The following is a 20,187-nucleotide window of genomic DNA, read 5'->3' on the forward strand; positions in this document are numbered from 1 at the left end:
TCGTACGGCTGACTGCGTCACGACCATCACCCACATCGGACCTACCGATTGTCCGCATCGGATGCTTAAAGAACCTGGGTCGACGCCACCGCTGCCAGGACCAAGAACCTTCTCAAATCGCTTCCTCCTGTCGACTGTGGTCAGCTCGGCGCCGCGTCAGCGCCGCGATCATCGCCGGCAAAAACAGCAACACGAGGGGGACCGACGCGGTCAACCCGAATATGATTGCAGTCGCAAGCGGCTTCTGCAGGCCAGAACCGCGACTCATTCCGAGCGCCAGCGGCAACAACGTCAGGATTGCGATCAACGCCGACATCAGGATCGGCCGAAGACGTTTACTGGCCGCCTCGCGGAGCACACCTAGGTCGACCACCTTGTCTCGATCGATCTCGGCGAACAGGAAAATTATGAGCTCCGTGACCATCCCGATGACCATGGTCAGCCCCATCAAAGCCGAGATGTCGAGTTCGATACCCGTTACCCATAGCCCCATCAGCACTGCTGCTGCGGATAGCAAGACAGTAACGAGGGCGGACAGCGTCCAGATCAAACGCTCGAACAAGAATGTCAGAAGCAGCGCGGTCAGCAAGAGCGCGGCGGCGAACACCATCGAAAGATCAGAGAAACTTTGCTGTTGCTGGGCATACAATCCGCCATATTCGACGCGGATCGAACCCGGGAGGTTCAGTGCGGAGACGTGCGATCGCACCTCCTTCATGGCAGAACCCAAATCGCGTCCCTCTAGCCGCGCCGTAACCGCAATGAACGGGGCAAGGTCTTCGCGGGTCAATTGCTTCTGCCCAGCGCTGATCGATATTTTCGCGACCTGATCGACCCGAACGGCATGCCCGTCGGGTGCTGTAAGGATCAGACGGCCGAGTTCCGATGCGCGAGATCGCAAATCGGCCGGTGCCCGAATTCTCACATCCACCAACTGCTCACCGATCCGCACTGGGGTTGCTGTAGTACCGCCGACCAACGCCTGGAGTTGGGTTGCTACAGCATCAGGATCGAGACCCTGAAGCGCCGCAGAGGCAGGGTCGACCGTGATGTCGATCGCATCGCCGGAGACGCGCAGGCCATCGACCACCTCGACCACACCCGATATGCCGCCGATAGAGGCCCCCACGCGCTTGGCCGCCTGTTCCAGCGCCGCGGGATTCTCGCCGAACAGTTTCACCTCGATCGGCTGCGGCACCGCGGTGAGATCGCCGATCAGATCCTCCATCAGCTGCGCGGTTTCGATCTGGAGGCCAGGAACCTGAGCGTCGATCTTCTGCCGGACTTCGGCCATCACCACATCGATTGAACGGCGCGAGCCACCCTTCAGGCGGATGAAGTAATCTCCTTCATCTGCCTCGGTGAGGCCTCCGCCAAGCTGCAGGCCGGTGCGGCGGGAATAGCTCGCAACTTCAGGCGTCGATGTGATGATCGTCTCTACCTGACGAAGCAACCGATCGGTATCTGATAGCGCAGCACCCGGTTGTGCCTTGTAGTCGAGGATGAACCCTCCCTCATCCATGTGCGGCATGAACCCTGATGGGACGTGGCTCCACGCGGCATAGCCAAGGACCGCCATTCCAATGCCCAACAGTGCTGCAAACAGTCGCGGTTTAGCGAAGCTACGGTCAGCCGCGCGCGCGTAACCGCGATCGAGGCGGCTCATGAACCCTCCGGCTTTTTCGGCAGCCTCGGCATCTTTCTCCCGCAGCCAATAGGCGGACGCGAGCGGGATTACGAAGCGGGCATACAACAGCGACAACGTCAGCGCGGCGACCATGGTCAGCGCAAGCGCCTTGAAGAAGCCGCCAGTCACTCCGCTGATGAGGGCGAGTGGCAGGAAAACCACGATCGTTGCCGAGGTCGAACCAAACAAGGGTGCGCTCATCTCGGCTGCCGCTGCTAGAATCCCCTTTACCCCTTTCGCCGTTCCCTCCTGCATGCGGCGCATGATGTGTTCGAGCATGACGACGGCGTCGTCGACGACGAGGCCAACTGCCGCTGCCATACCGCCGAGCGTCATCATGTTGAAGGTCATGCCGGTCGCGAGCAGGATGAGGCCCGTGCCCGCCAGAACAGCGGGCAGCATCAGGCCCGTGATGACCATCAGCCGGGCAGAGCGCAAGAATACGAACAACACAACGCCGGCCAGCACTGCGCCCAAGAGGATTGCGTCCCGTGCTGCGTTTGCGGCCCCCGTCACGAGTTCCGACTGATCGTAGAATGGAGTGACTTTGACGGATGGAGGCAGGCCGAGCGTGGCAAGCCGAGCATTGACCTCATTTACGATCTTCGTCGTGTCGCCGTTCAGCGCCTGACGAACGTTGACCAAAACGGCGCGTTGGCCACCGGCAGTGACCAAGGTATAGCTTGGCGCTGTCGAGACACGGATGTTGGCAATTTGTCCCAACGTTGAAACGCCGACGTCCGGTTGGTTTAGAACACCGGTGACGCGGGATCCCGCCTGGGAAGTACCATTCGGCGCGCTCGCCGCCTTTAGGGGGGTGGCGGAAATGTCGGCGATCGTCGCCAACCGGTTTTGCGCCAGTACGAGATAGAGCCGATGCCGATCCTCGATACGACCGACCCCGCGAACGTCGTTCGCTTTGGTCAAAGCGGTCACCACATCATGCAGGCTCAACCCCAAGGCTTGCGCTTTGGCGGGGTCGATGTCGACCGCAAACTCGCGAGGACTTCCCCCCAGCACGTCCACGCCTGCGACCCCACCGACGGCCGTCAAAGCAGGCCGTACCGTCAATTCGGCGATTTGTCGCAAGGCCTCCTGATCGAGACTCTTCGACGTGAGCGCAACTCCAAGCACCGGAAAGATGGTCGGATCGGAGCGGCGAACGTCGAACCTGGTGCCGGCCGGCAGATCGGGCACAACAGTGGCCAGCGCACTCTGCGTCGCAAGAGTCGCCGACACCATATCGTGGCCCCAGGCGAAGTTAAGCGCGACCTCGGCGGTCCCACGACTGGTTGTCGAACGGATTCCGGAAACGCCGGGCACCGCGCGCAGCGCGATCTCGATGGGCCGCGTGATCTGCGCAGTCATCTGCGCCGCGTCACGTTCACCGGCGTCGATCGACACGACAACCCGCGGGTAGTTGATGAACGGAAATAGACTGACCGGCAGCTTTATGGCGGCAGCGACGCCGCCAAGCGTCAATAGGATCGCTGCAAGCCAGAGAGCGCGCGCATGAAGAGCAATACCTCGCTTCACTTCGTGCGGACCTTCATGCCGTCCTCGAGCGCCGTCCCACCATCGGTCACGACCCTGTTGCCCGAGCTGACGCCCTTGACGATCGCGATGCGATCGCCGCCGGTCGGCCCGGTCTGGACGTCATGACGGTGGGCGATGCCGCTCGCGACCACGAAGACGTATGGCTGGCCGCCATCATCGAGCAACGCCTGATAAGGAATGGTAACCGCGCTGCTTTGGGTCTGCGTGGCAACTTCCCCCTGCAGCACCTCGCCAGAGCCGATGCCGAGGGACGGAGGCAGAGTCGTGAACACAGATTCGAGGCGGGTGTTCGGGTTTACGACCGGATCAATCGACTGGATCGGCACGGACACGGTCGCGCGGCCCTTGGTGCCGGCGATTTTGATCTGTGCACCAGGCGACAAGGTCCTTGCGACCGTGGGATCGGCCCCGAAGCGCGCACGCAGACCGCTCCCGTTCGTGATCATCGCGATTGACGCGCCCGCCTGAACGAGATCACCGGGATTGTTGGCGACACTCGCGACATACCCTGCAGCGGGGGCTGTCAGCGCCAGGCTACCTGCACGACCGCGCAAGCTTGCCAGCGTTACGTCGGCACTCTGCGCCGCAGCCCGCGCCGTTTCCACATCGGCGTCTCCAACCAGTCCGTCTTTACGAAGCCGCTGCGCGCGAGCGTAGGCAGCATCGGCGGCGCGGGCATCCGCAGAGGCCTTTGCGAGATCGAGGCGGGTATTAGGTGCCGGAGACAACTGAACGACCAGTTGACCGCGTGTGACCCTGGTGCCGACCGGCGCCACGATGCGGGCGACGATAGCTTCAGTCGGTGCCGACAACGCGATGCTTCCGGCAGGTCCTGCCTCCGCGACGCCGTAGAGCTTCACGGTCTCGGCAATCGAGCCCTGCGTCGCCTGCGCGAGCGTGACCAAAGCAGTAGGAGGTGTCGCTTGGTCGGTGCTGCTGTCGCTTCCGGAGCAAGCAGTGAGAAAAAGGCCGACAGCGGGACCGAGCAATTTCAGATTCATGGCCATGTCTCTTTCGGTGTTCCCGTCAGCAATTCGAGCGCGATCGTCTGCTCTTCGATGTCCTGCGTCGTCTGCGCGAGCAGCGTCTCCTGGTCGCGCAGCGATTGGGCTGCGGTTTGGGCAGTGGCGGGCGGCAGATCGCCACGTTTCCCGGCACGCGCTGTTGCCACCACGAACCTTTCGAGCGCCGGCAGCCCCTTGAGCACCGTGTCGCGTTGCGACCGGGCGACCGCGATTCCTCCAACGGCTGCTTCTATCTGGGCGCGGGTCTGAAAGACGCGGGCGTCATATTCAGCCCTCAGTGCTGCTCGCGTCGCGCGTTCCACCGCGATGCCACCTCTGTTGCGGTTCCACAGCGGCAGCGTGAAATCGATGACTGGTCCGAGCAACTGGTTGCCGGCCGAATCCCGGTTTGCATTGACGCTCAGCGCAAGCGTGGGAAACTGGTTTAGAATGGCAAGCCGCACAGCCGCCTCCTGTGAAGCGTAACCCGCCTGAAGCGCCTGAAGATCGGCCCGCTCGCGCAAAGCGACCGCAAAAAGCGCCGAGGGCGAGGCCGGTTGCTTGGGGAGTGCAAGCGGCGCCAGCTCCAGCTTTGTTGCTGGCGGGAGACCCAGCAACCGCGTTAGTTCGTAACGCGCCGCGGTGAGATCGCGTTCACTCGTTCGGACCTGTTGCTGGGCGCTGAAGGCTGCAAGCCGCGCGGCTTGCACCTGCTCCGCGGCGATGTCGCCGCGCCCCGCTGCTCGCAACGTTCGGTCAAGCAACGATGCCGTCGCCGCGAAGCTTGACCGCGCGAGCTCATAGATCCGCTCCAGACCTGCGATCCTTACGACCTGGATCCGCGATTGACCTACGGTTTGCCACTCTGCCCAGGCGAGATCCAGCCGGACCTGCTCTGCCTGCCCGTGCGCCGCGGCAACGCGCGCACCGCGCGTGCGAAGCGCGTTGATGTCCTGTCCCAGGGCTCTTGTCAGGTCGAGGAGCGGATCTGGCCCGCTTAAGACCTTGCTCGCCCCTATACTGAGCGTCGGATCGGGCATGAGGCGCGCCACAAATACCTGCGCGTCGGCAATCCCTGCTCGCACGCGCATCGCTTTAAGGTCGGGATTGGCGATTACCGCAATGACGCCGACCGCGTTGAGGTCGAGCGGTTGGGATAGGTCGATCGACGTCGGTTTTAGATATGGTCTGTCGATCGTCGTCGCGTCGTGAGCCAGCACCGCCTTGATCGAAGCAAGCGAAAGGTCATTTCCGCCAGCCAGGGGCAGCGGCACAGGATGGTAGGTGGCGCACCCCGAAGCCAGTAGGGCGAAGGAACAGGCGAAATGGCGTTTCATCGTTCGAGCAGCCTCGGCAAGATAAGTGTGACGCGCAGCCCTGGCGCGTTGTCGGACAGAGTGACGCCGCCTCCATGCAACATCACGATGGCCGATACGAGATTCAGCCCCAGACCGTTGCCAGGGGTGGTCCGGCTGGCATCTAGTCGTACGAACCGGCGCAGTATGCGGTCATGGTCCGCCACGGCGACACCCGTTCCATTATCGGCGACGATGATGCTGGCTGACGCTTCGTCGTGTATCATTTCGATCGTGATCTTCGTTCCGGTCGGCGTATGGATTTGCGCATTTTCAAGGAGATTGATGATCGCCTGCGCCAGCAGTTCCCGGTCCGCAGCGATGAAGACCGAACCTTCGATGGTACACCGAAGAGTGCGTCCGCCGTCTACGACCGCAGGTTCACAGCTTTCGCAGACGTCCTGAACCAAGGCGACGAGATCGACGGGTGCAAACGATTTTATCAGCTCGCCGCCTTCGACTTCCGAAATCCGCAGTATCGCGGCGAACAAGTCGAGCAGATCATCGCTTTCCCGAAGCGCGGCCTGAATGGCCGTCTGCTGTGTTCCGGGCGGCGCATCGTCCGCGAGCGCGCGCTCAAGTCCATTGCGCATCCGGACCAGGGGCGTCCGCAAATCGTGCGCGAGATCGCTGGAAACCTGCTGCAAATTTTCCAGAAGAAAGGCGATGCGGTCGAGCATCGCGTTCAGCGATGCAGATACAGCGTCGAACTCGTCGTTGCGCGCGCTGACCGGCATCCGCTGGCTGAAATCGCCGGCCATCACGGTGCGCGCGGTCCCGCTGATCCGGCCGAGCCGATGGCGCAGATAGCCCCCGAGGATCAACGCTCCTGCGGCGCCGGCCGTGAGGACAAGAACGAATGCACCACCGAACAGCACGAGGATCGTATGGTCGATCCGCTCCAGCGCTTCCGTATCCGCCGCCACCATCAAGGTAATGTTTTCAGGCAGGTTCGTGGCTAGGGCTCGCGCCGGATCAGCCCCCTCCTCGGGATCGACAAAGACAATGTCGTGCCACCCTGAGCCCTTCGGTTTGGTATTCAGGCCGCCGGCGATGCGCTTGCCTGCACCGTCGAAGAGGGCGTAGCTGAACGAATTGGTCGGATGGCTGGCTTCGCGCGCATCGATCCGCTCGCGAAGATCGCCGAGGCCTTCATCGCGATAATCCCGCAACAGCGACGCGGACTCCTCGGCGATTGCGGCATCCTGCTGCTGCCTGAAGCTTCGATCGGCCGCCAGGAAGACGATCGCCCCCAAAACGGCCACTAGCAACGCGAACCCAGCTGAATAGGTGAATGCGATCCGATACGCCGCACTGGAGCGACGTTCAGGCATCGGTGCGTATCCTGTATCCTACGCCACGCACAGTCTCGATCGGATCGAAATCAAAGTCGAAATTCAACTTCGCCCGCATTCGGCTAAGATGGCTATCAACAATATTCGTTTTGGGATCGAAATGGTACCCCCAGATCGTTTCCAGGAACATCGTCCGGGTGACAATACGCCCGGCGTGACGCATCAACTGCTCAAGCAAAGCAAACTCCCGTGGCTGCAGGGCGATGTCGCGACCGGCGCGTTTCACGCTGCGGTCGAGGAGATCCAGTGTCACGTCGCCCACTGTAAAATGCGTCTGCGGCTCGCGGATCGTAGGGCGGCGCGCCAGCGCCGCGAGGCGGGCAGCGAGTTCCGAAAAGGCAAAGGGCTTAACGAGATAGTCGTCTGCGCCCGCATTGAGTCCGCCAACACGGTCCGCGATTCCACCAAGAGCAGTTAGCATAAGGACCGGGGTCACGATGTCCGCAGCCCGCCATCGCTTCAGGATTTCGACGCCGTCCATTCCAGGCAACATTCGGTCAAGGATTGCTACCTCGAACACCTCCACCGAACCAAAATGCAATGCTTCCAACCCCGACCGGACGCACGTGACGACGTGGCCGAGTTCGCCGAGCGAATGCTCGAGGAACTCGGCCAAATCGTCATCATCTTCTGCGATCAGGACGCGCATCTGATCGCGGCAGCGACGAAGGACAAAGTGTCAGTCCTTTTCATTCAGACCTTCAAATTTGTCTTCGACGATACGTCCGGTATTGGCGTCGACACCGATTTCGTGGATGCGCGCTCCCTGTCGGATGTCGAAAGAATAGCGCCAACCGCCACCTTCTTTTTCATACTCGGCATCGGCGACTTTGCCGGGTGCCGTGCTGAGCGCGATCGCGCGCGCCTGTGCCATCGACAATTTAGCCGCTGGTTTGTTCGGCGCGGCAATGGCCATGGCGGGAACCAAATCGGCAGCGGCGGCGGCCATGGCGAAGAGCGGAAGCTTGTTCATTATCAGTCCTTTCTCAAAGTTGCTCTGCGTTGAGCACCTCGGATTGGTACACCACCCTACATTGGGCCATCGATGCGGCCGCGTTATAAAAACCCAATGTGAGATCCTTTGGACACTTTTCCATCGTGGATAAGGCACATCGATCCCCGTCGGCCCTCACTGCGAGGAAATCGAACGGGTACGCGGAGGGCAACCCCGGTCCTGCTCGCCGGGGCTATGGCCGTGGCGCAGGCACAGACCGCAGCCGGTTGGCTGTTGCCCCGGATGGGTGCCGAGGGCGTGCAGCAGATAAACGCGGCCGCGTGACCCGATCAGGCGCGCCACCTTACGCGTCGACTAGGGCCAGAGAATCAAGCGCCGCTCCCCCGCAGAGCGAGGGAGCGGCGCTTCTACCAATATTTCGAGATTGCTCGGAACTGCTCCACCGCGGCCTTGGTCCCTTCGCCCTCTTCGGCGTGGACGAGGCAATGGTCGATATGGTCGTTGATCAGCGCGCGCTTGGCGCTGGCGATAGCATTCTCGACCGCCTGAAGTTGCTGCGCGATGTCGACGCAGGGGCGCTCCTCCTCGATCATGCTGACGATGCTGCGAAGGTGGCCGTTCGCACGGTTCAGCCGCTTAATGATCGCAGGATGACTGGAATGATCGTTGTGGGCCATGTCACCTCATGTAGGACATTCCTCGAACAATTGTCGAGCATCCCCCTAGGGGGATAGACTCTATCCCCCTGGGGGGATATGGGAGCCCGACCTCGGCACCCAAGCACAGCTATCGTCTGGACGCCCTGAAACATCGGGAAGCATGATGACCTCGTTTGCAGACCTCATTCAGCAGGGTAGCACGAACCTGTGGCTGTTCATCCCGAGCGCGTTGCTGCTGGGCGCTTTGCATGGTTTGGAGCCCGGTCATTCCAAGACGATGATGGCCGCGTTCATCATCGCGGTGCGCGGCACGGTCGGCCAAGCCGTGCTGCTCGGTCTTTGCGCAGCCTTGTCGCATACTGCGATCGTTTGGGGGATCGCGCTCGGTGGACAGTATCTCGGCCGCGGCATCAACACCGAGACGACCGAGCCTTACCTATTACTCGGCTCCGCGCTTATCGTGCTCGGCATCGGCCTCTGGATGGTCTGGCGCACGCGTGCGGACCAGAAGGCGGAGGCCGCGCACGATCACCATCATCATCACGGCGAGGATGAGGTTCGCTCGATTGATACCGGCCACGGCACGATGCGGCTTGAGATCTTCGAGGACGGCGTGCCGCCCCGCTGGCGCGCGCGCTTCGGCAAGGGCGCATGGTCGGCCGAGGACGTGACCGTCACCACGACCCGCGGCGAGGGACGGTCGCAGACATTCCGGTTCGTCGATCGTGGCGAGTTCCTCGAGAGCGTCGAAGAAATACCAGAGCCGCACGCGTTCGCGGCACGGGTGTCGCTCGGGCATGGCGGCCATAGCCACGACTATGAACTCATTTTCGCCGAACACGAACATGACCACGCAGCGCCCAGCGAAGGCCTCAAGGTTACAGGCGACAACGCCTACATGGACGCGCACGAGCGCGCCCATGCCTCCGACATCAGTCGCCGCTTCGCCGACCAGAAGGTGACGACCGGCCAGATCGCGCTGTTTGGCCTCACGGGTGGGCTTATCCCCTGCCCCGCAGCCGTCACCGTTCTCCTGCTCTGCCTCCAACTCAAGCGCCTCTCGCTGGGTGTCGTGTTGGTCAGCGCGTTCAGCGTCGGCTTGGCGGTCACGATGGTCAGCGCGGGCGTCATTGCGGCCCTCAGCGTCAACCAGATTCAGAAGCGCTGGTCCGGCTTCGGTGATTTCGCGCGCAAGGCACCGTACGCATCGGCTGGCCTGATGATCGTAATTGCGAGCTATATGGCCTATTCCGGCTTGAGCGGACTCAGCCGCATCGGCGCGATCTGATGCGTTCGCCGTGTGTTGAACTCTGCGGTTTCGACGCCCGAACCGGTTGGTATGAGGGCTGCGGCCACACGCGCGAGGAAGTCCGTCGCTGGCGTAACCTCCGGCCTGGCGACGCACGGCGTGTCGCAAGCGACCTCCCGCATCGCCTGGCGAAACTGAGTGTCCGCCTTGCCAAGGACGGTGCGCGCTGATGTTCTACCTTGCTGTCAAAGCCTTCATCTCCGGCATCTTGATCGCCGCGGCGTCGGAGGTGGCGAAGCATTTTCCCGGCTTCGGTGGGCTGAGCGCCTCGCTGCCGCTTGTCTCTGTCCTCGGCATGATTTGGCTATGGCGCGACAAGCCCGACGCCGAGAATATGGCGGCGCATGCTGGTGCGACGTTCTGGTACGTCATTCCGTCACTGCCGATGTTTCTTCTTATCCCCGTGCTGTTGCGCTCCGGCCTGCCGTTCTGGCTTGCGCTGACGCTTGGGTGGATATTGACGATCGTGCTCTATTTGGCGATGACCTTGCTGGCGCCCCGGTTCCGGCTTCGCCTCTGATATGATGACGGTGCGTCGCCTCGACTTCTCGCTTTTTGGCGCGCTGCTAGGTGTTTGGTCCCGGAGTGTGGCGATACGGGTCGATCTTGAATCGATCTGGGTCTTCTGTCCAGATGCGTGCGACATATTCGTAGGGAGTAAGGCCGCGCAGCGTCTTGAGGCGGCGCCCATGATTATAGGCGTCGATGAAGATCTGAAGATGGTCCCGAAGCTGGTCGTGACTATCGTAATGGTAGCGTTTGACGGTGGCGTCCTTGATGGTGCGGTTCATCCGCTCGACCTGGCCGTTGGTCCATGGGTGGTTGGGCTTTGTCAGTCGGTGCTCGATGCCGTGCTCGCGGCAGATCTGGTCGAAGCGATGGACCCGGTAGCGCGCGGTCCATCCATCACGGTTGCGCGGGAGGTCAGCGAACTGGATGCCATTGTCGGTTAGGATGGTGTGGAGGTTGTAAGGCACTGCCTCGAGCAACGCCTCCGAGAAGATGACCGAGGTCGGTCGATCTGCGTTCTCATGGAGCTCAACAAAGGCGAACTTCGAGGTGCGATCGATCCCGACATAGAGGTGGAGCTTGCCCTCTTCGGTGCGGAACTCAGCGATATCGATGTGGAAGTAGCCGATCGGGTAAGCCTTGAACTTCTGCTTGGCGGGCTTGTCGGCTGTCATGTCGGGCAACCGGCTGATGCCATGCCGTTGCAGGCAGCGGTGGAGCGCCGAGCGTGTCAAATGCGGGATCGTGGCCTGCAACGCATAGAGACAATCGTCGAGCGGTAGGAGCGTGTGGCGGCGAAACGCCACAACCATTGCTTCCTCCTCCGCGGTGAGGACGGTGGAATGAATGGCCTTCGGCCCCATCGCGGCATCGGCGGTATGCGCCCGCTTGCGCCACTTCTGCACTGTCGTCGGACTAATCCCGTGATGCCGGGCGAGCGCCCTTACGCTCTCTTCACTCCGCTGTATCGCTCGACGGACTGCCTCAGTCGTCGTGGCGCTGCCGTGTCTAACCTGGCCCATAGCTCCTCCCGCCGTCCGTGTTGGTCAATCGTACCACCACACTGCGGGATCAAACACCTAGTAATCTTGGGCCGATGCAGGCGCCGCGGCGATTGCCGGGACAGCCACGGTTGACACTATCAATAGTAAGATCGACGTCTTCTTCACGGCTGCGTCTTTTTGCAGTGGTCCAATGATGTCGTTGTAGGCGAGTTGCCGTGGCATCATGCTGAACACGATTGTCATCGGATGTTTATTAATGCCCTAATCGGTCTTTTTATGCCGCAGCCAATCGGTTGGCGGGGATCAGCGCCATGCTCTCCGGCATGTCGTGATGATCGGTAATTCCTTGACGACCGACAAGGACTGGCGGGTGAAGATGGAACGCGGCGCTCATCAGCCAGCAAGAAACCAAGGCGCATAGGGTATCCGATTTGAAACGAGCGGAAATGTAGACATGTACCACGCACGCTTCGACAAGATGGTCGCCACGGATACGCCTTTTGCGGAGCTTCTCGATCGCCACAGAGCGCTACTGCGCGCCCATGCACGTCGCCTGACCGGTAACAGCTTCGACGCAGACGATCTTCTCCAAGACACAATGCTGCGGTGCTGGTCGGCCCGGAAAAGCTTCAAGCCAGGCAGCAACTTCGGAGCATGGAGCCGGGTGGTGATGCGCAACAGCTTCCTTTCCGCGCATCGCCGTGACCGTTTCCATGCCAGTCTGCCGGAGGAAGCTTTCGACCGCCTGCCCGGTGCCGAGGGCGGCCAGGATCAGGCGGTGGAATTGCGCGACATTGGATGGGCGCTCGACCAACTCAGCCCAGACCACCGCGAGGCCGTGCTGCTCGCTGGAAAGGGCATGTCGATCGAGGATGCCGCATGCCAGCTCGCCATCCCGGAAGGCACCTTCAAGAGCCGGGTTGCGCGCGGCAGGACGCGTCTGCGGCAACTGGTCGAGGACTCCGATGCCCAGCCGTTCTCAGCAAGCGTTCGCAAGGAGAAACCTCCGGAACGCCGCGACTGGAAAGGCGTGCTGATAGGATAACCGCGTAGTCAAAGCTCGCATCGAACAGCTACTGACCATCTTCCAAAATTGAAGAGGATCGGTCGGCGAGTTCGGTAGCGCCCCGATCGCGGCGTGCCCTTCGCGTGCGGGCTTCCGAGTAGAGACGCGTCTCGTTTTGGTCAGCCGCGCAGGCTAGCCTGCACGACGCCCCCATTTTCAGCGAGCTTGGCCATCACGGCTTTTTGCAGCGCGATGTTTTCTTCTGCGCTGCCATCGGCGCCTCCGTGAACGCCGAGTTCGTTTGCCAGGCCCTTGCCCGAAGGCTTCTCAAGGCCGGATAACTCTCGCTCAAAATGGACTGGGAACAGCGGGGAGATAACAATCCACCGCGTGCGGGGCAGCGTCGTCAGCGGCACTCGGACTCGCGAGCTTTGTCCCCGGCCGGCGGGGGCATTCGTCTGGTTCGACAGGCTGGGCGAAGCCCGCAATCATGTTGTGGACTTTGAAACATACGCACTGACGGATATTACCCGCGGTCACGCGAACGTAAGGTATCAGCGCAATATTATCGATCGTTCTGCTATGTCGAGATCAAGCTCGGCTCCCTCCTTTCGAGAAGGAGCCGAGAGATGTGCGATTAGCAGCCGTTAACGTGGCGCGAGTGCGTCTTGTCAAAGTGACGACCGAGCAAACCGCCGCCGACGCCACCAGCGACCGTACCAAGAAGGCCACCGCCAAGCGCATTGCCAAGAAGGGCACCGCCAACCCCGCCCGCGATCGTACCGACTGCGCCATTTCCTCCACCGCATCTGTGGCGATGATAATTGCTATGGCCATAGTACGCGCGATGATTATAGCGGTGGTGACCCTGAGCGGATGCCACGGTCGGCATCGCGATCGGTGCCGCAGTTATCGCGATCATAGCTGCCAGTGCGAACTTGCTTTTCATTACTGTTTCCTCTGTGCGGCCCGCCGGTGCGGAATGGCTTACGGCAAGTCTCCGCGCTGGTTATAATGATTGCTTGTGAACCGAATAATAACCTGGCTGACAGCATGTGTACAGCTTACCGACAAGGTCGAGCTTTGGTCTTCTATGGACATTCGCCGAACAAAGTGACCTCGTTTTTTATCAAGCGGCGACCAGAGGCCGGCCGGTGTTTGACGGTGCGTACCCAGCGTTCAGCAAGCTGGGGCGCCATACGTCGCGAGTGCCCTCCGCCCGACGCGAAGAGCGGGCGCATTGATACTACGCCGCCAGCAATATCACTCGCCCGCCGAAGATGCTCTTTGATCCGGAATGCGTCCTCCATACTCCGCAACAGCGAATAATGGTTATACGGAGTCTATCCCGCACCCCGCGTGTGCCATGATTGGTAATCACGATTGTCGGTATATGGCCACCGCCATAATTCGACGGTGCATTGGTGGTAACACTGCAGCACCCGTCCTGCGCTCCGCCGGCCCCCTGATCGAAAGAAATTACGACTGCCATATTGTAAAGAGACCTCCAGGCGGCCGTCCCCTGCAGCTTGGCCACAAGCTTGCCGATCACTCGGTCGCCTCGACCGATAAGTTACTCGACGTGAGCTCCTCATTTTGATATAGGCGGTGATCGTATCGACGTTGCACCATTGGCAAAAGCGAGAATGGAACGCATGAATCGACAGCGGCTATCCTGATCCGTCTTCCATCGCGCTCCTGAGCTGAAAGGCTCCCACCTAGCTGATACGACCACCGCCGTTCTTCCATGGCAGAAACCGGCGTGCAGCCGCCCTCATCGCGACCGGCGCGCCCATTGGAGGAACGCCGGCAGGTCGAGGCCCCTCTGGCGAGTGCATTCGAGCGCGATCGGATAGCCGGCGTCCGCTTGCCGCATGACTCCCGTTGCCGGGTCGTTCCACAACAAGCGTTCGAGCCGCGCCACTGCTACGGCGGTGCCATCGGCCACGATCACCATGCCGGCGTGCTGTGAGTAGCCCATCCCCACGCGTCCGCCATGGTGGCGCGAAACCCAGGTTGCGCTCGACTTGGTGTTGAGCAGCGCGTTGAGCAATGGCCAGTCGGATACGGCGTCCGATCCGTAGCGCATCGCCTCCGTTTCCCGGTTGCGGCTCGCGACGGCCCCTGAATCGAGATTGTCGCGTCCGATGACCACCGGCGCCGACAATTCACCCCGGGCCACCATCTCGTTTAAGGCCAGGCCGAGGCGATGGCGACAAAAGGTTCGACATTCGTTGAAGGCATTATCCAGCGCGTTGTTGTCGCGAGATGTCTTTAGGCTGCGGCAATTTTGTCCAGCTGCTTGCGATAACGAATGCTGGGAATGAAACGCCATCGTATGGGCGACCGTAAAGATATCCCTGGCCCTCATTGCATCCAAGTGTCGCGACCATGTCGGCCTGTTCAAGTGTCTCTATGCCTTCGGCGATTACGTTGAGCCCGAGGCTCTGACCCATGGCTGAAACAGCCCGTACTATGGCAATGCTGTGCGGCTCAGAGCAAATATCCTCGACGAAAGAGCGGTCGATTTTGAGTCTAGACAGTGGGAACCCTTTGAGCGTGCTGAGCGATGCGAACCCGGTTCCGAAGTCGTCGAATGCGATACCGATGCCCATGTTGTGAAGCTTGCGCAGCGGCTCAAGTACGCCGTCATCGTGACCAAGCACGATCGTTTCGGTTATCTCAAGTTCGAGATCGCAGGGCTGCAGAGCATGGCGTTCCAGCGCTGCTCCGATCACCGTTTCCAGGGTGCCCGCTCGAACCTGGGCCGCAAAAAGATTGATCCCGACCCTATCGATACAGAGGCCCTGCGCGCGCCATTCCACCAACTGACGACAGGCTTCGTCGATTACCCAACACCCTACCTCGTACGCTAGGAGGTGGGTCTCCAGCACCGGCATGAAGGCGGCTGGAAGCAACAAGCCTCGTGTTGGATGCCGCCACCGCAACAGCGCTTCCGCGCCGATCAATTTGCCGTCAGATAGGCGTACCTGGGGTTGGTAAAACAGCGCCCATTGCCCATCGAGATAGGCCTGCCGCATTTCATCCTTAAAGGCACGCCGTGCTGCGAGCTGGTTTGCCATACCAGCGTCAAACACCTTGAAGGTTCTTCCGCCCGCGCCTTTGGCACGAAGCAGTGCCAAGTCGGCGCGAACAAGGAGTTCGTCGCTATCGCCCGCGTGAAGAGGCGCTATCGCTATACCGATGCTTGTGCCGATCTGCAGGTCGTGACCGGCAATTTCGAACGGTTCAGAGAACGCTTCCAGCAGGCGCTGCGCCGTCGCCCTGGCAGCGATCAAGTCACTGCGGCAAGAGACCAGTAGCGCGAACTCGTCGCCACCGATCCGTCCGAGAACTCCTTCACCTTCTACGCACGTAGTCATACGAACCGCGATTGTCTGCAAAAGCGCGTCGCCGACGGCATGACCCAGCGTATCGTTGACGCTTTTGAAGCAGTCTAGGTCCAGCACCAGCACCGAAGCTGAACCATGAGCCTGCAGGCAGTCTTCGACACACGCCCTGAAACCACCTCTATTGAGCAAACCAGTCAGGCCATCGTGACGCGCGAAATGGTGGAGATCGGCTTCACGTGCTCGCCGAGCGGAGATGTCTTGAATATGCGCCCCGAACTCCATCCCCGTACTCCCACTCCATGCTGCGACGGAGAGCTCTATCGGGAACTCCCGGCCCTCGCGGTGCAGGGCAGTGACTTCAACACTTTTGCCAGCCAATGCCGACGCCCCGCCATTCCCCAGACGAACAAGCCCGCTACGGTGTGCCTTTCGGAAACGCTCAGGCATGATCATCTCGAGTTGGCGTCCAACCGCTTCGCTTCTGGCGTAGCCAAACATGATCCGGGCTGCGTCGTTCCAGAAGGTGATAATACCGCCGGCGTCCGCAGTGATGATTGCCAGGCCTGTCGTTTGTGCGAAGCTCCCAATCGCTACATCCGTGCGCGCTTCGCGGCGGGCATCGAGGCGTTCCGATACCATTGTTGCAAGCTGAACCAAAAGACGTCGTTGCCCGTCGCTGAAACTGGGCCGTGGGACACGATCGATAATGCACAAAGCGCCAAGCTTGACGCCAGCCTTATTGATAATCGGCGCGCTGGCGTAAAATCGTACGGCCAGTCCGCCGACGACGTTTGGGTTATCGCGAAAGCGCTCGTCCAACGTTGCGTCCAAAACGATTAGCGGGTCCGCGGTCAGGATTGTGTGGGTACAGAATGATGCGTCGCGCACTCCGCGGTCTTCATCCAGCCCCCAATGCGCCTTCATCCACACCTCGTCTCGGCCCACGAGCCAGACAAGACAGATCTGCGCGTTAAATAGATCTGCCGCAAATTTTGTCAGATGATCATATTCTGTTTCCGGCTCGATGCCGAGAATATCACATGCGGGCAAGCACGCGAGCCTGGCTTCCTCATCGGCGGGTTTTTGGAATAATGTGGATGGGTCGACCATTATTCGGGCATAATGGTCGCGCGTTAACCAAAACCTAACCCGCCGTTCTTTCACACTGATAATCCCGCCGCTACAGACCGCACAGTTTGCCGCACTTCATGTCAGGCTGTGGATGTTCATCTGGATATCGGGCGGCGCCCACGGTCCTTTTCCAGCCGAGTTTGAAAATGCGCTTTCCGGCCTCAGAAACCTTTAACCGCGGCGCTGGCTCAAGCTTTCCGCCAACTCGTCTTTACGAAGGGGTTTGGCCAATCTCAGCAGTGCGGGATTGATGCCATGGCTCTCCGCATAGCCTGAAATCACCAGCACCGGTGCGTCCGGCTTGATGGCATGCAGCGCATCCGCCAACTCGGTTCCACCCATGCCGGGCATGAGATCGTCCGTCACCAGCAAATCGAAATGTTGTACCCTGTTCGATCATATGCATGGCTGCCTTCCCGGAGGAAGCTTCGACCGCCGCGTAGCCGAGGTCGATCAGCATTTCCGCAGTACTCAGGCGAACCAACTCCTCGTCATCTGCCACCAGAGCCGTTCCGCAGCCGACGGACATAACCGTCCGTTCCAGAGAAGCCGCCATCTCCGGCGCTAGAGCGCTTTCCGGAAGCCATAATTCGATTGTTATGCCGGCGCCCATCCTCGCTCACCCGGCGGGTGACACCGCGCTTCTTGCCGATAGTGCATTGGGGTTTCAGGTCGCAGGCGGCGCAATCGGCCGGACGGCTTCGGTAGACGCGGACCTGGCTGGAGCGGTTAGTGCCGCAATAGGCAAGCAGCTTGTCTGCCGGGCAGCGATACGCGTCGGCCTCGCGGCCGTAGCGAAAGGCATCGCGGGTGAAGACGGCATCGCGCTAGCAACCGCGGTCGATGACCGGAATGTACGGCGGGATGTTTCGATCGACCAGCCAGCCGAGCAGTGGGCCGCTACCATACGCCTTGTCGGCCGAAAGGCTCGTGGGCGCGGTGCCCAGCCTGATTCCGATGCGTGATACCAGCGTCCGGATCGCCGCCACTTCAGCTGCGAAGCGCGCGGGCGTTGCCTCGACATCGACGATACAGTCGGTGTCGAGGTCGAGCAGCGGGTCGATAGTATAGGCGTAGCGTGCCGGTCCGCGCTTGCGGGTAAGCGCCGCCTGCGGATCAGTCGGCGAGAGGCCTGCCGGCTCAACGGAGGCGGGCTCGTCCGGACCTGGCGGCAACGCGGCATCGAGCGCCGCGAGACGCTCTCCCGAGCACGAAGTTCGTTAACTTCGTCGGCACCCTTCACCTTATTCTCCCGGCTGGCATCGGCGATGATCGTGCTGCCATCCACCGCCATGTCGCGCCAGACCACCAGCCCGGCCGCGGCGCTCTTGGCAGCCACCTGCTCGAACAGCAGACGATGCAAGTCGCAGGCACGGAAGCGACCGTGCCGGTTCGTTGAGAGAGTCGAATGATCAGGCACCGATCGGCCAGATCGAGCCGACAGAATCAGCGGTAGGCCAGGTTGAGGTGCACCTCCTCGCACAAGCGCCGTTGCGAGGGGATGCTGGAGAGGTATCCGACCATCAGCATCCGAAGCATCCGGAGCATCAGTTCTGGATCGATTGAGGGTGGCCCGGTCGTGCTGTAGCTTGCCGCGAGTGCGTCGCGCACGAAGCCGAAATCAAAGAGAGCGTCGATACGCCGGAGAAGGTGGTCAGCGGGCACATGATCGTTGAGCCGGAACCCGTAAAACAGCGCACCCTGCGCTACCTGCCGACTCATCATGCCCCTACTCCTCGCCGCTTTGCAGGAGTGAATCACGCCGCCCGGGAGGTAGCAAGCACGTGTTTTTACACAGTCTCGGTCGGTTTTGGCACCGCGGAGTTGGCTCATCTGCCACATGGTCAAGCTGGTACGAATTATGGCAGTACCATTTTAGGTCTAGCCGAAAATCGGCTCGCAATAGGTGTGATTACCCCTGATTCGGCATCGGCGCAGCAGGCTACCGTCTGCATGACGGACTGTGACCTTCCAGCTGCGGGCGCCAGTCCGTTCCATTGTCATGTAGCCGAAGCCATCGGTCCACGCATCAAACTGTCGGATTGTGACGCCGGGCAGGGGCGAGGTATCGACGGGCAGGCGGGATGGCAGCGGCACGGCGTCCTCCTGCGTGCCCGAAAAGCCCGCGATGAACTGGCTTGGCGTATTGCCCGAATAATCGACATGCTCCCAGAGGTGAACATGACCCGCTAGGAGGACGTCTACACCGGCCGGCACCAGCCCTTTGTCCACCTGACCGAAAGTCGACTGGAATGCCTTGTTGCCAGCCTTGGGCGGCTTGTCCGGCTCACCGTCGGGAATGGTCACGCCGAGGATTGGGTAATGATCCGTCGCGAAGGTGAAGGTGGCGTTACGGGCGTAGCGCGCCAGCGCGTCATGAGTAGAGACGAATTCATCGTATCGGGGATCGTCAGCCGCGATGTTCTTTTTGCCAGCGTGGGAAAGGTCCATCACCACAACCTGCGCGCCTTGCCCCAACGAAACGCGATAGGGAGCACTGTAGTTGCCCGTCACGTCGTCGGCCGCGTCGTTACAATCGTGGCGCGGCTGCATCGCCCTCGGGTCGAGCAGCCGCCACCAACCCTGCCCGGCGCGCTCGCAGCTCTCATGGTTTCCACGCGTCACCGTCCATGGCGCTGCCGCGAGCAGCGCCGCTCCAGGTGTAAAGAAGTCTGCCTTCCAGCTGTCCCAGCCGTAACCCCAAGGTGACCCGGCACATCCGGCATGACCGGGCGCGCACGGATTTTCGCGATAAAGGTAATCGCCGACGTGGATCACAAGGTCGGGGTGCCACGCCGCCGCGTGGGCAGCAACGATCGCGAACGGATAGGCTTCGGGATCATTGCATGCCTGATAGGCATTCTCGCTGGCCTTGAGCCGGCACCCGGTATCGCCGATCACGACGATACGACGGATGACGGGCCTGGGCATAGGTAGGGGGCGGCCATCGACGCTGGCACGCTTCGCGCCTGGTGGAAGCGACGCTTCGCATACCGTAATCGGGAAGACCGATGGCTTGCTATTTGCTATAGTCGACGCGGTCGGGCGCAATGGCAATGAAGCATGAGGGGCGCGAACGATCATTGGCTGCGCTTTTGCGTCGATCGTGAGCGCGGGACAACCGGCCGCCCCAGTCACGATGCGTACGGTCGCAAAGCCGTCGCCCATGATGACGTAGGCGGCTTCCAAGCGAGCATCGTTGACAACAGCTGGCGCTTTCGTATCGCCATGAGCAGGCGTTGCCAATGCTCCGGCCAACCCCATCACGATGAGAATCATCCTGGTCACGATCTTCTGCACCG

18 protein-coding genes and 3 pseudogenes are annotated in these 20,187 nt (G+C 61.1%); 4 read left to right on the top strand and 17 right to left on the bottom strand.

Annotated elements, in window-relative coordinates:
• Positions 1-112 precede the first annotated feature (112 nt).
• The 7 genes from EAH76_RS21585 to EAH76_RS21615 all read right to left on the bottom strand — a co-directional run bounded on the left by EAH76_RS21585 (position 113) and on the right by EAH76_RS21615 (position 8,590).
• Positions 113-3,223 carry an efflux RND transporter permease subunit gene (locus EAH76_RS21585; RefSeq protein ID WP_140852336.1) on the bottom strand — a complete coding sequence of 1,037 codons (3,111 nt, stop codon included), beginning with the start codon at positions 3,221-3,223 and terminating at the stop codon, positions 113-115.
• Positions 3,220-4,251 carry an efflux RND transporter periplasmic adaptor subunit gene (locus tag EAH76_RS21590; protein ID WP_140852337.1) on the bottom strand — a complete coding sequence of 344 codons (1,032 nt, stop codon included), beginning with the start codon at positions 4,249-4,251 and terminating at the stop codon, positions 3,220-3,222. The genes EAH76_RS21585 and EAH76_RS21590 overlap by 4 nt, the downstream gene beginning before the upstream one ends.
• Complete coding sequence (locus EAH76_RS21595) at positions 4,242-5,585, bottom strand: TolC family protein (RefSeq protein ID WP_241659836.1); 1,344 nt, start codon at positions 5,583-5,585, stop codon at positions 4,242-4,244. Before EAH76_RS21595 ends, EAH76_RS21590 begins: the two co-directional genes overlap by 10 nt.
• Positions 5,582-6,937 (bottom strand): HAMP domain-containing sensor histidine kinase, encoded by a 1,356-nt coding sequence (locus EAH76_RS21600; protein WP_140852338.1) that lies wholly within the window; start codon positions 6,935-6,937, stop codon positions 5,582-5,584. The genes EAH76_RS21595 and EAH76_RS21600 overlap by 4 nt, the downstream gene beginning before the upstream one ends.
• Positions 6,930-7,607, bottom strand: a complete 678-nt coding sequence (locus EAH76_RS21605) for a winged helix-turn-helix domain-containing protein (RefSeq protein WP_140852339.1) — start codon at positions 7,605-7,607, stop codon at positions 6,930-6,932. The genes EAH76_RS21600 and EAH76_RS21605 overlap by 8 nt, the downstream gene beginning before the upstream one ends.
• A gap of 30 nt (positions 7,608-7,637) precedes the next feature.
• A complete protein-coding gene (locus tag EAH76_RS21610; RefSeq protein ID WP_140852340.1) occupies positions 7,638-7,931 on the bottom strand; it encodes a PepSY domain-containing protein in 294 nt (97 codons plus the stop codon).
• Between the two features lie 389 nt (positions 7,932-8,320).
• Positions 8,321-8,590 (bottom strand): metal-sensing transcriptional repressor, encoded by a 270-nt coding sequence (locus tag EAH76_RS21615; RefSeq protein WP_140852341.1) that lies wholly within the window; start codon positions 8,588-8,590, stop codon positions 8,321-8,323.
• Between the two features lie 145 nt (positions 8,591-8,735).
• Between EAH76_RS21615 and EAH76_RS21620 the strand changes: the two genes are divergently transcribed.
• The 3 genes from EAH76_RS21620 to EAH76_RS21630 are packed head-to-tail and all read left to right on the top strand — an operon-like array spanning position 8,736 to position 10,401.
• Positions 8,736-9,860: a nickel/cobalt efflux transporter gene (locus EAH76_RS21620; RefSeq protein ID WP_140852342.1), complete on the top strand. Its 1,125-nt coding sequence runs from the start codon at positions 8,736-8,738 to the stop codon at positions 9,858-9,860.
• A complete protein-coding gene (locus EAH76_RS21625) occupies positions 9,860-10,051 on the top strand; it encodes a DUF1289 domain-containing protein (RefSeq protein ID WP_140852343.1) in 192 nt (63 codons plus the stop codon). The genes EAH76_RS21620 and EAH76_RS21625 overlap by 1 nt, the downstream gene beginning before the upstream one ends.
• Positions 10,051-10,401 (top strand): DUF3147 family protein, encoded by a 351-nt coding sequence (locus EAH76_RS21630; protein ID WP_140852344.1) that lies wholly within the window; start codon positions 10,051-10,053, stop codon positions 10,399-10,401. The genes EAH76_RS21625 and EAH76_RS21630 overlap by 1 nt, the downstream gene beginning before the upstream one ends.
• 46 nt (positions 10,402-10,447) lie before the next feature.
• Here the strand turns inward: EAH76_RS21630 and EAH76_RS21635 are convergent, their stop codons facing one another.
• Both EAH76_RS21635 and EAH76_RS24040 read right to left on the bottom strand, forming a co-directional pair.
• Positions 10,448-11,413 (bottom strand): IS481 family transposase, encoded by a 966-nt coding sequence (locus tag EAH76_RS21635; protein WP_140852345.1) that lies wholly within the window; start codon positions 11,411-11,413, stop codon positions 10,448-10,450.
• A 57-nt stretch (positions 11,414-11,470) separates the two neighbouring features.
• On the bottom strand, positions 11,471-11,638 hold the full coding sequence (locus tag EAH76_RS24040) for a hypothetical protein (protein WP_161989114.1): 168 nt from the start codon (positions 11,636-11,638) through the stop codon (positions 11,471-11,473).
• 211 nt (positions 11,639-11,849) lie between these two features.
• Between EAH76_RS24040 and EAH76_RS21640 the strand changes: the two genes are divergently transcribed.
• Positions 11,850-12,440 carry an RNA polymerase sigma factor gene (locus tag EAH76_RS21640; protein WP_140852346.1) on the top strand — a complete coding sequence of 197 codons (591 nt, stop codon included), beginning with the start codon at positions 11,850-11,852 and terminating at the stop codon, positions 12,438-12,440.
• A gap of 140 nt (positions 12,441-12,580) precedes the next feature.
• Here the strand turns inward: EAH76_RS21640 and EAH76_RS24350 are convergent.
• The 8 genes and pseudogenes from EAH76_RS24350 to EAH76_RS21675 form a co-directional block, all read right to left on the bottom strand.
• Positions 12,581-12,715, bottom strand: a pseudogene (locus tag EAH76_RS24350) (DUF3597 family protein); the annotation flags it as partial.
• 323 nt (positions 12,716-13,038) lie between these two features.
• The gene (locus EAH76_RS21650; protein ID WP_140852347.1) at positions 13,039-13,350 is read right to left on the bottom strand and encodes a hypothetical protein; all 312 of its coding nucleotides are present in this window, start codon (positions 13,348-13,350) and stop codon (positions 13,039-13,041) included.
• Positions 13,351-14,175: 825 nt separating this feature from the next.
• Positions 14,176-14,616, bottom strand: a pseudogene (locus EAH76_RS21655) (urocanate hydratase); the annotation flags it as partial.
• A gap of 28 nt (positions 14,617-14,644) precedes the next feature.
• Positions 14,645-16,864 carry a putative bifunctional diguanylate cyclase/phosphodiesterase gene (locus EAH76_RS21660; protein WP_140852348.1) on the bottom strand — a complete coding sequence of 740 codons (2,220 nt, stop codon included), beginning with the start codon at positions 16,862-16,864 and terminating at the stop codon, positions 14,645-14,647.
• A 192-nt stretch (positions 16,865-17,056) separates the two neighbouring features.
• Positions 17,057-17,257: a hypothetical protein gene (locus EAH76_RS21665; RefSeq protein ID WP_347233118.1), complete on the bottom strand. Its 201-nt coding sequence runs from the start codon at positions 17,255-17,257 to the stop codon at positions 17,057-17,059.
• A gap of 455 nt (positions 17,258-17,712) precedes the next feature.
• Positions 17,713-18,060 carry a transposase gene (locus EAH76_RS24655; protein ID WP_241659837.1) on the bottom strand — a complete coding sequence of 116 codons (348 nt, stop codon included), beginning with the start codon at positions 18,058-18,060 and terminating at the stop codon, positions 17,713-17,715.
• Between the two features lie 274 nt (positions 18,061-18,334).
• Positions 18,335-18,610 (bottom strand): annotated as a pseudogene (locus EAH76_RS24660) (transposase); the annotation flags it as partial.
• 156 nt (positions 18,611-18,766) lie between these two features.
• Positions 18,767-20,185, bottom strand: a complete 1,419-nt coding sequence (locus EAH76_RS21675; protein WP_241659839.1) for a metallophosphoesterase — start codon at positions 20,183-20,185, stop codon at positions 18,767-18,769.
• Between the last annotated feature and the right edge of the window lie 2 nt (positions 20,186-20,187).

The organism is Sphingomonas glacialis (genome assembly GCF_006439055.1).
Lineage (GTDB): Bacteria > Pseudomonadota > Alphaproteobacteria > Sphingomonadales > Sphingomonadaceae > Sphingomonas > Sphingomonas glacialis_A.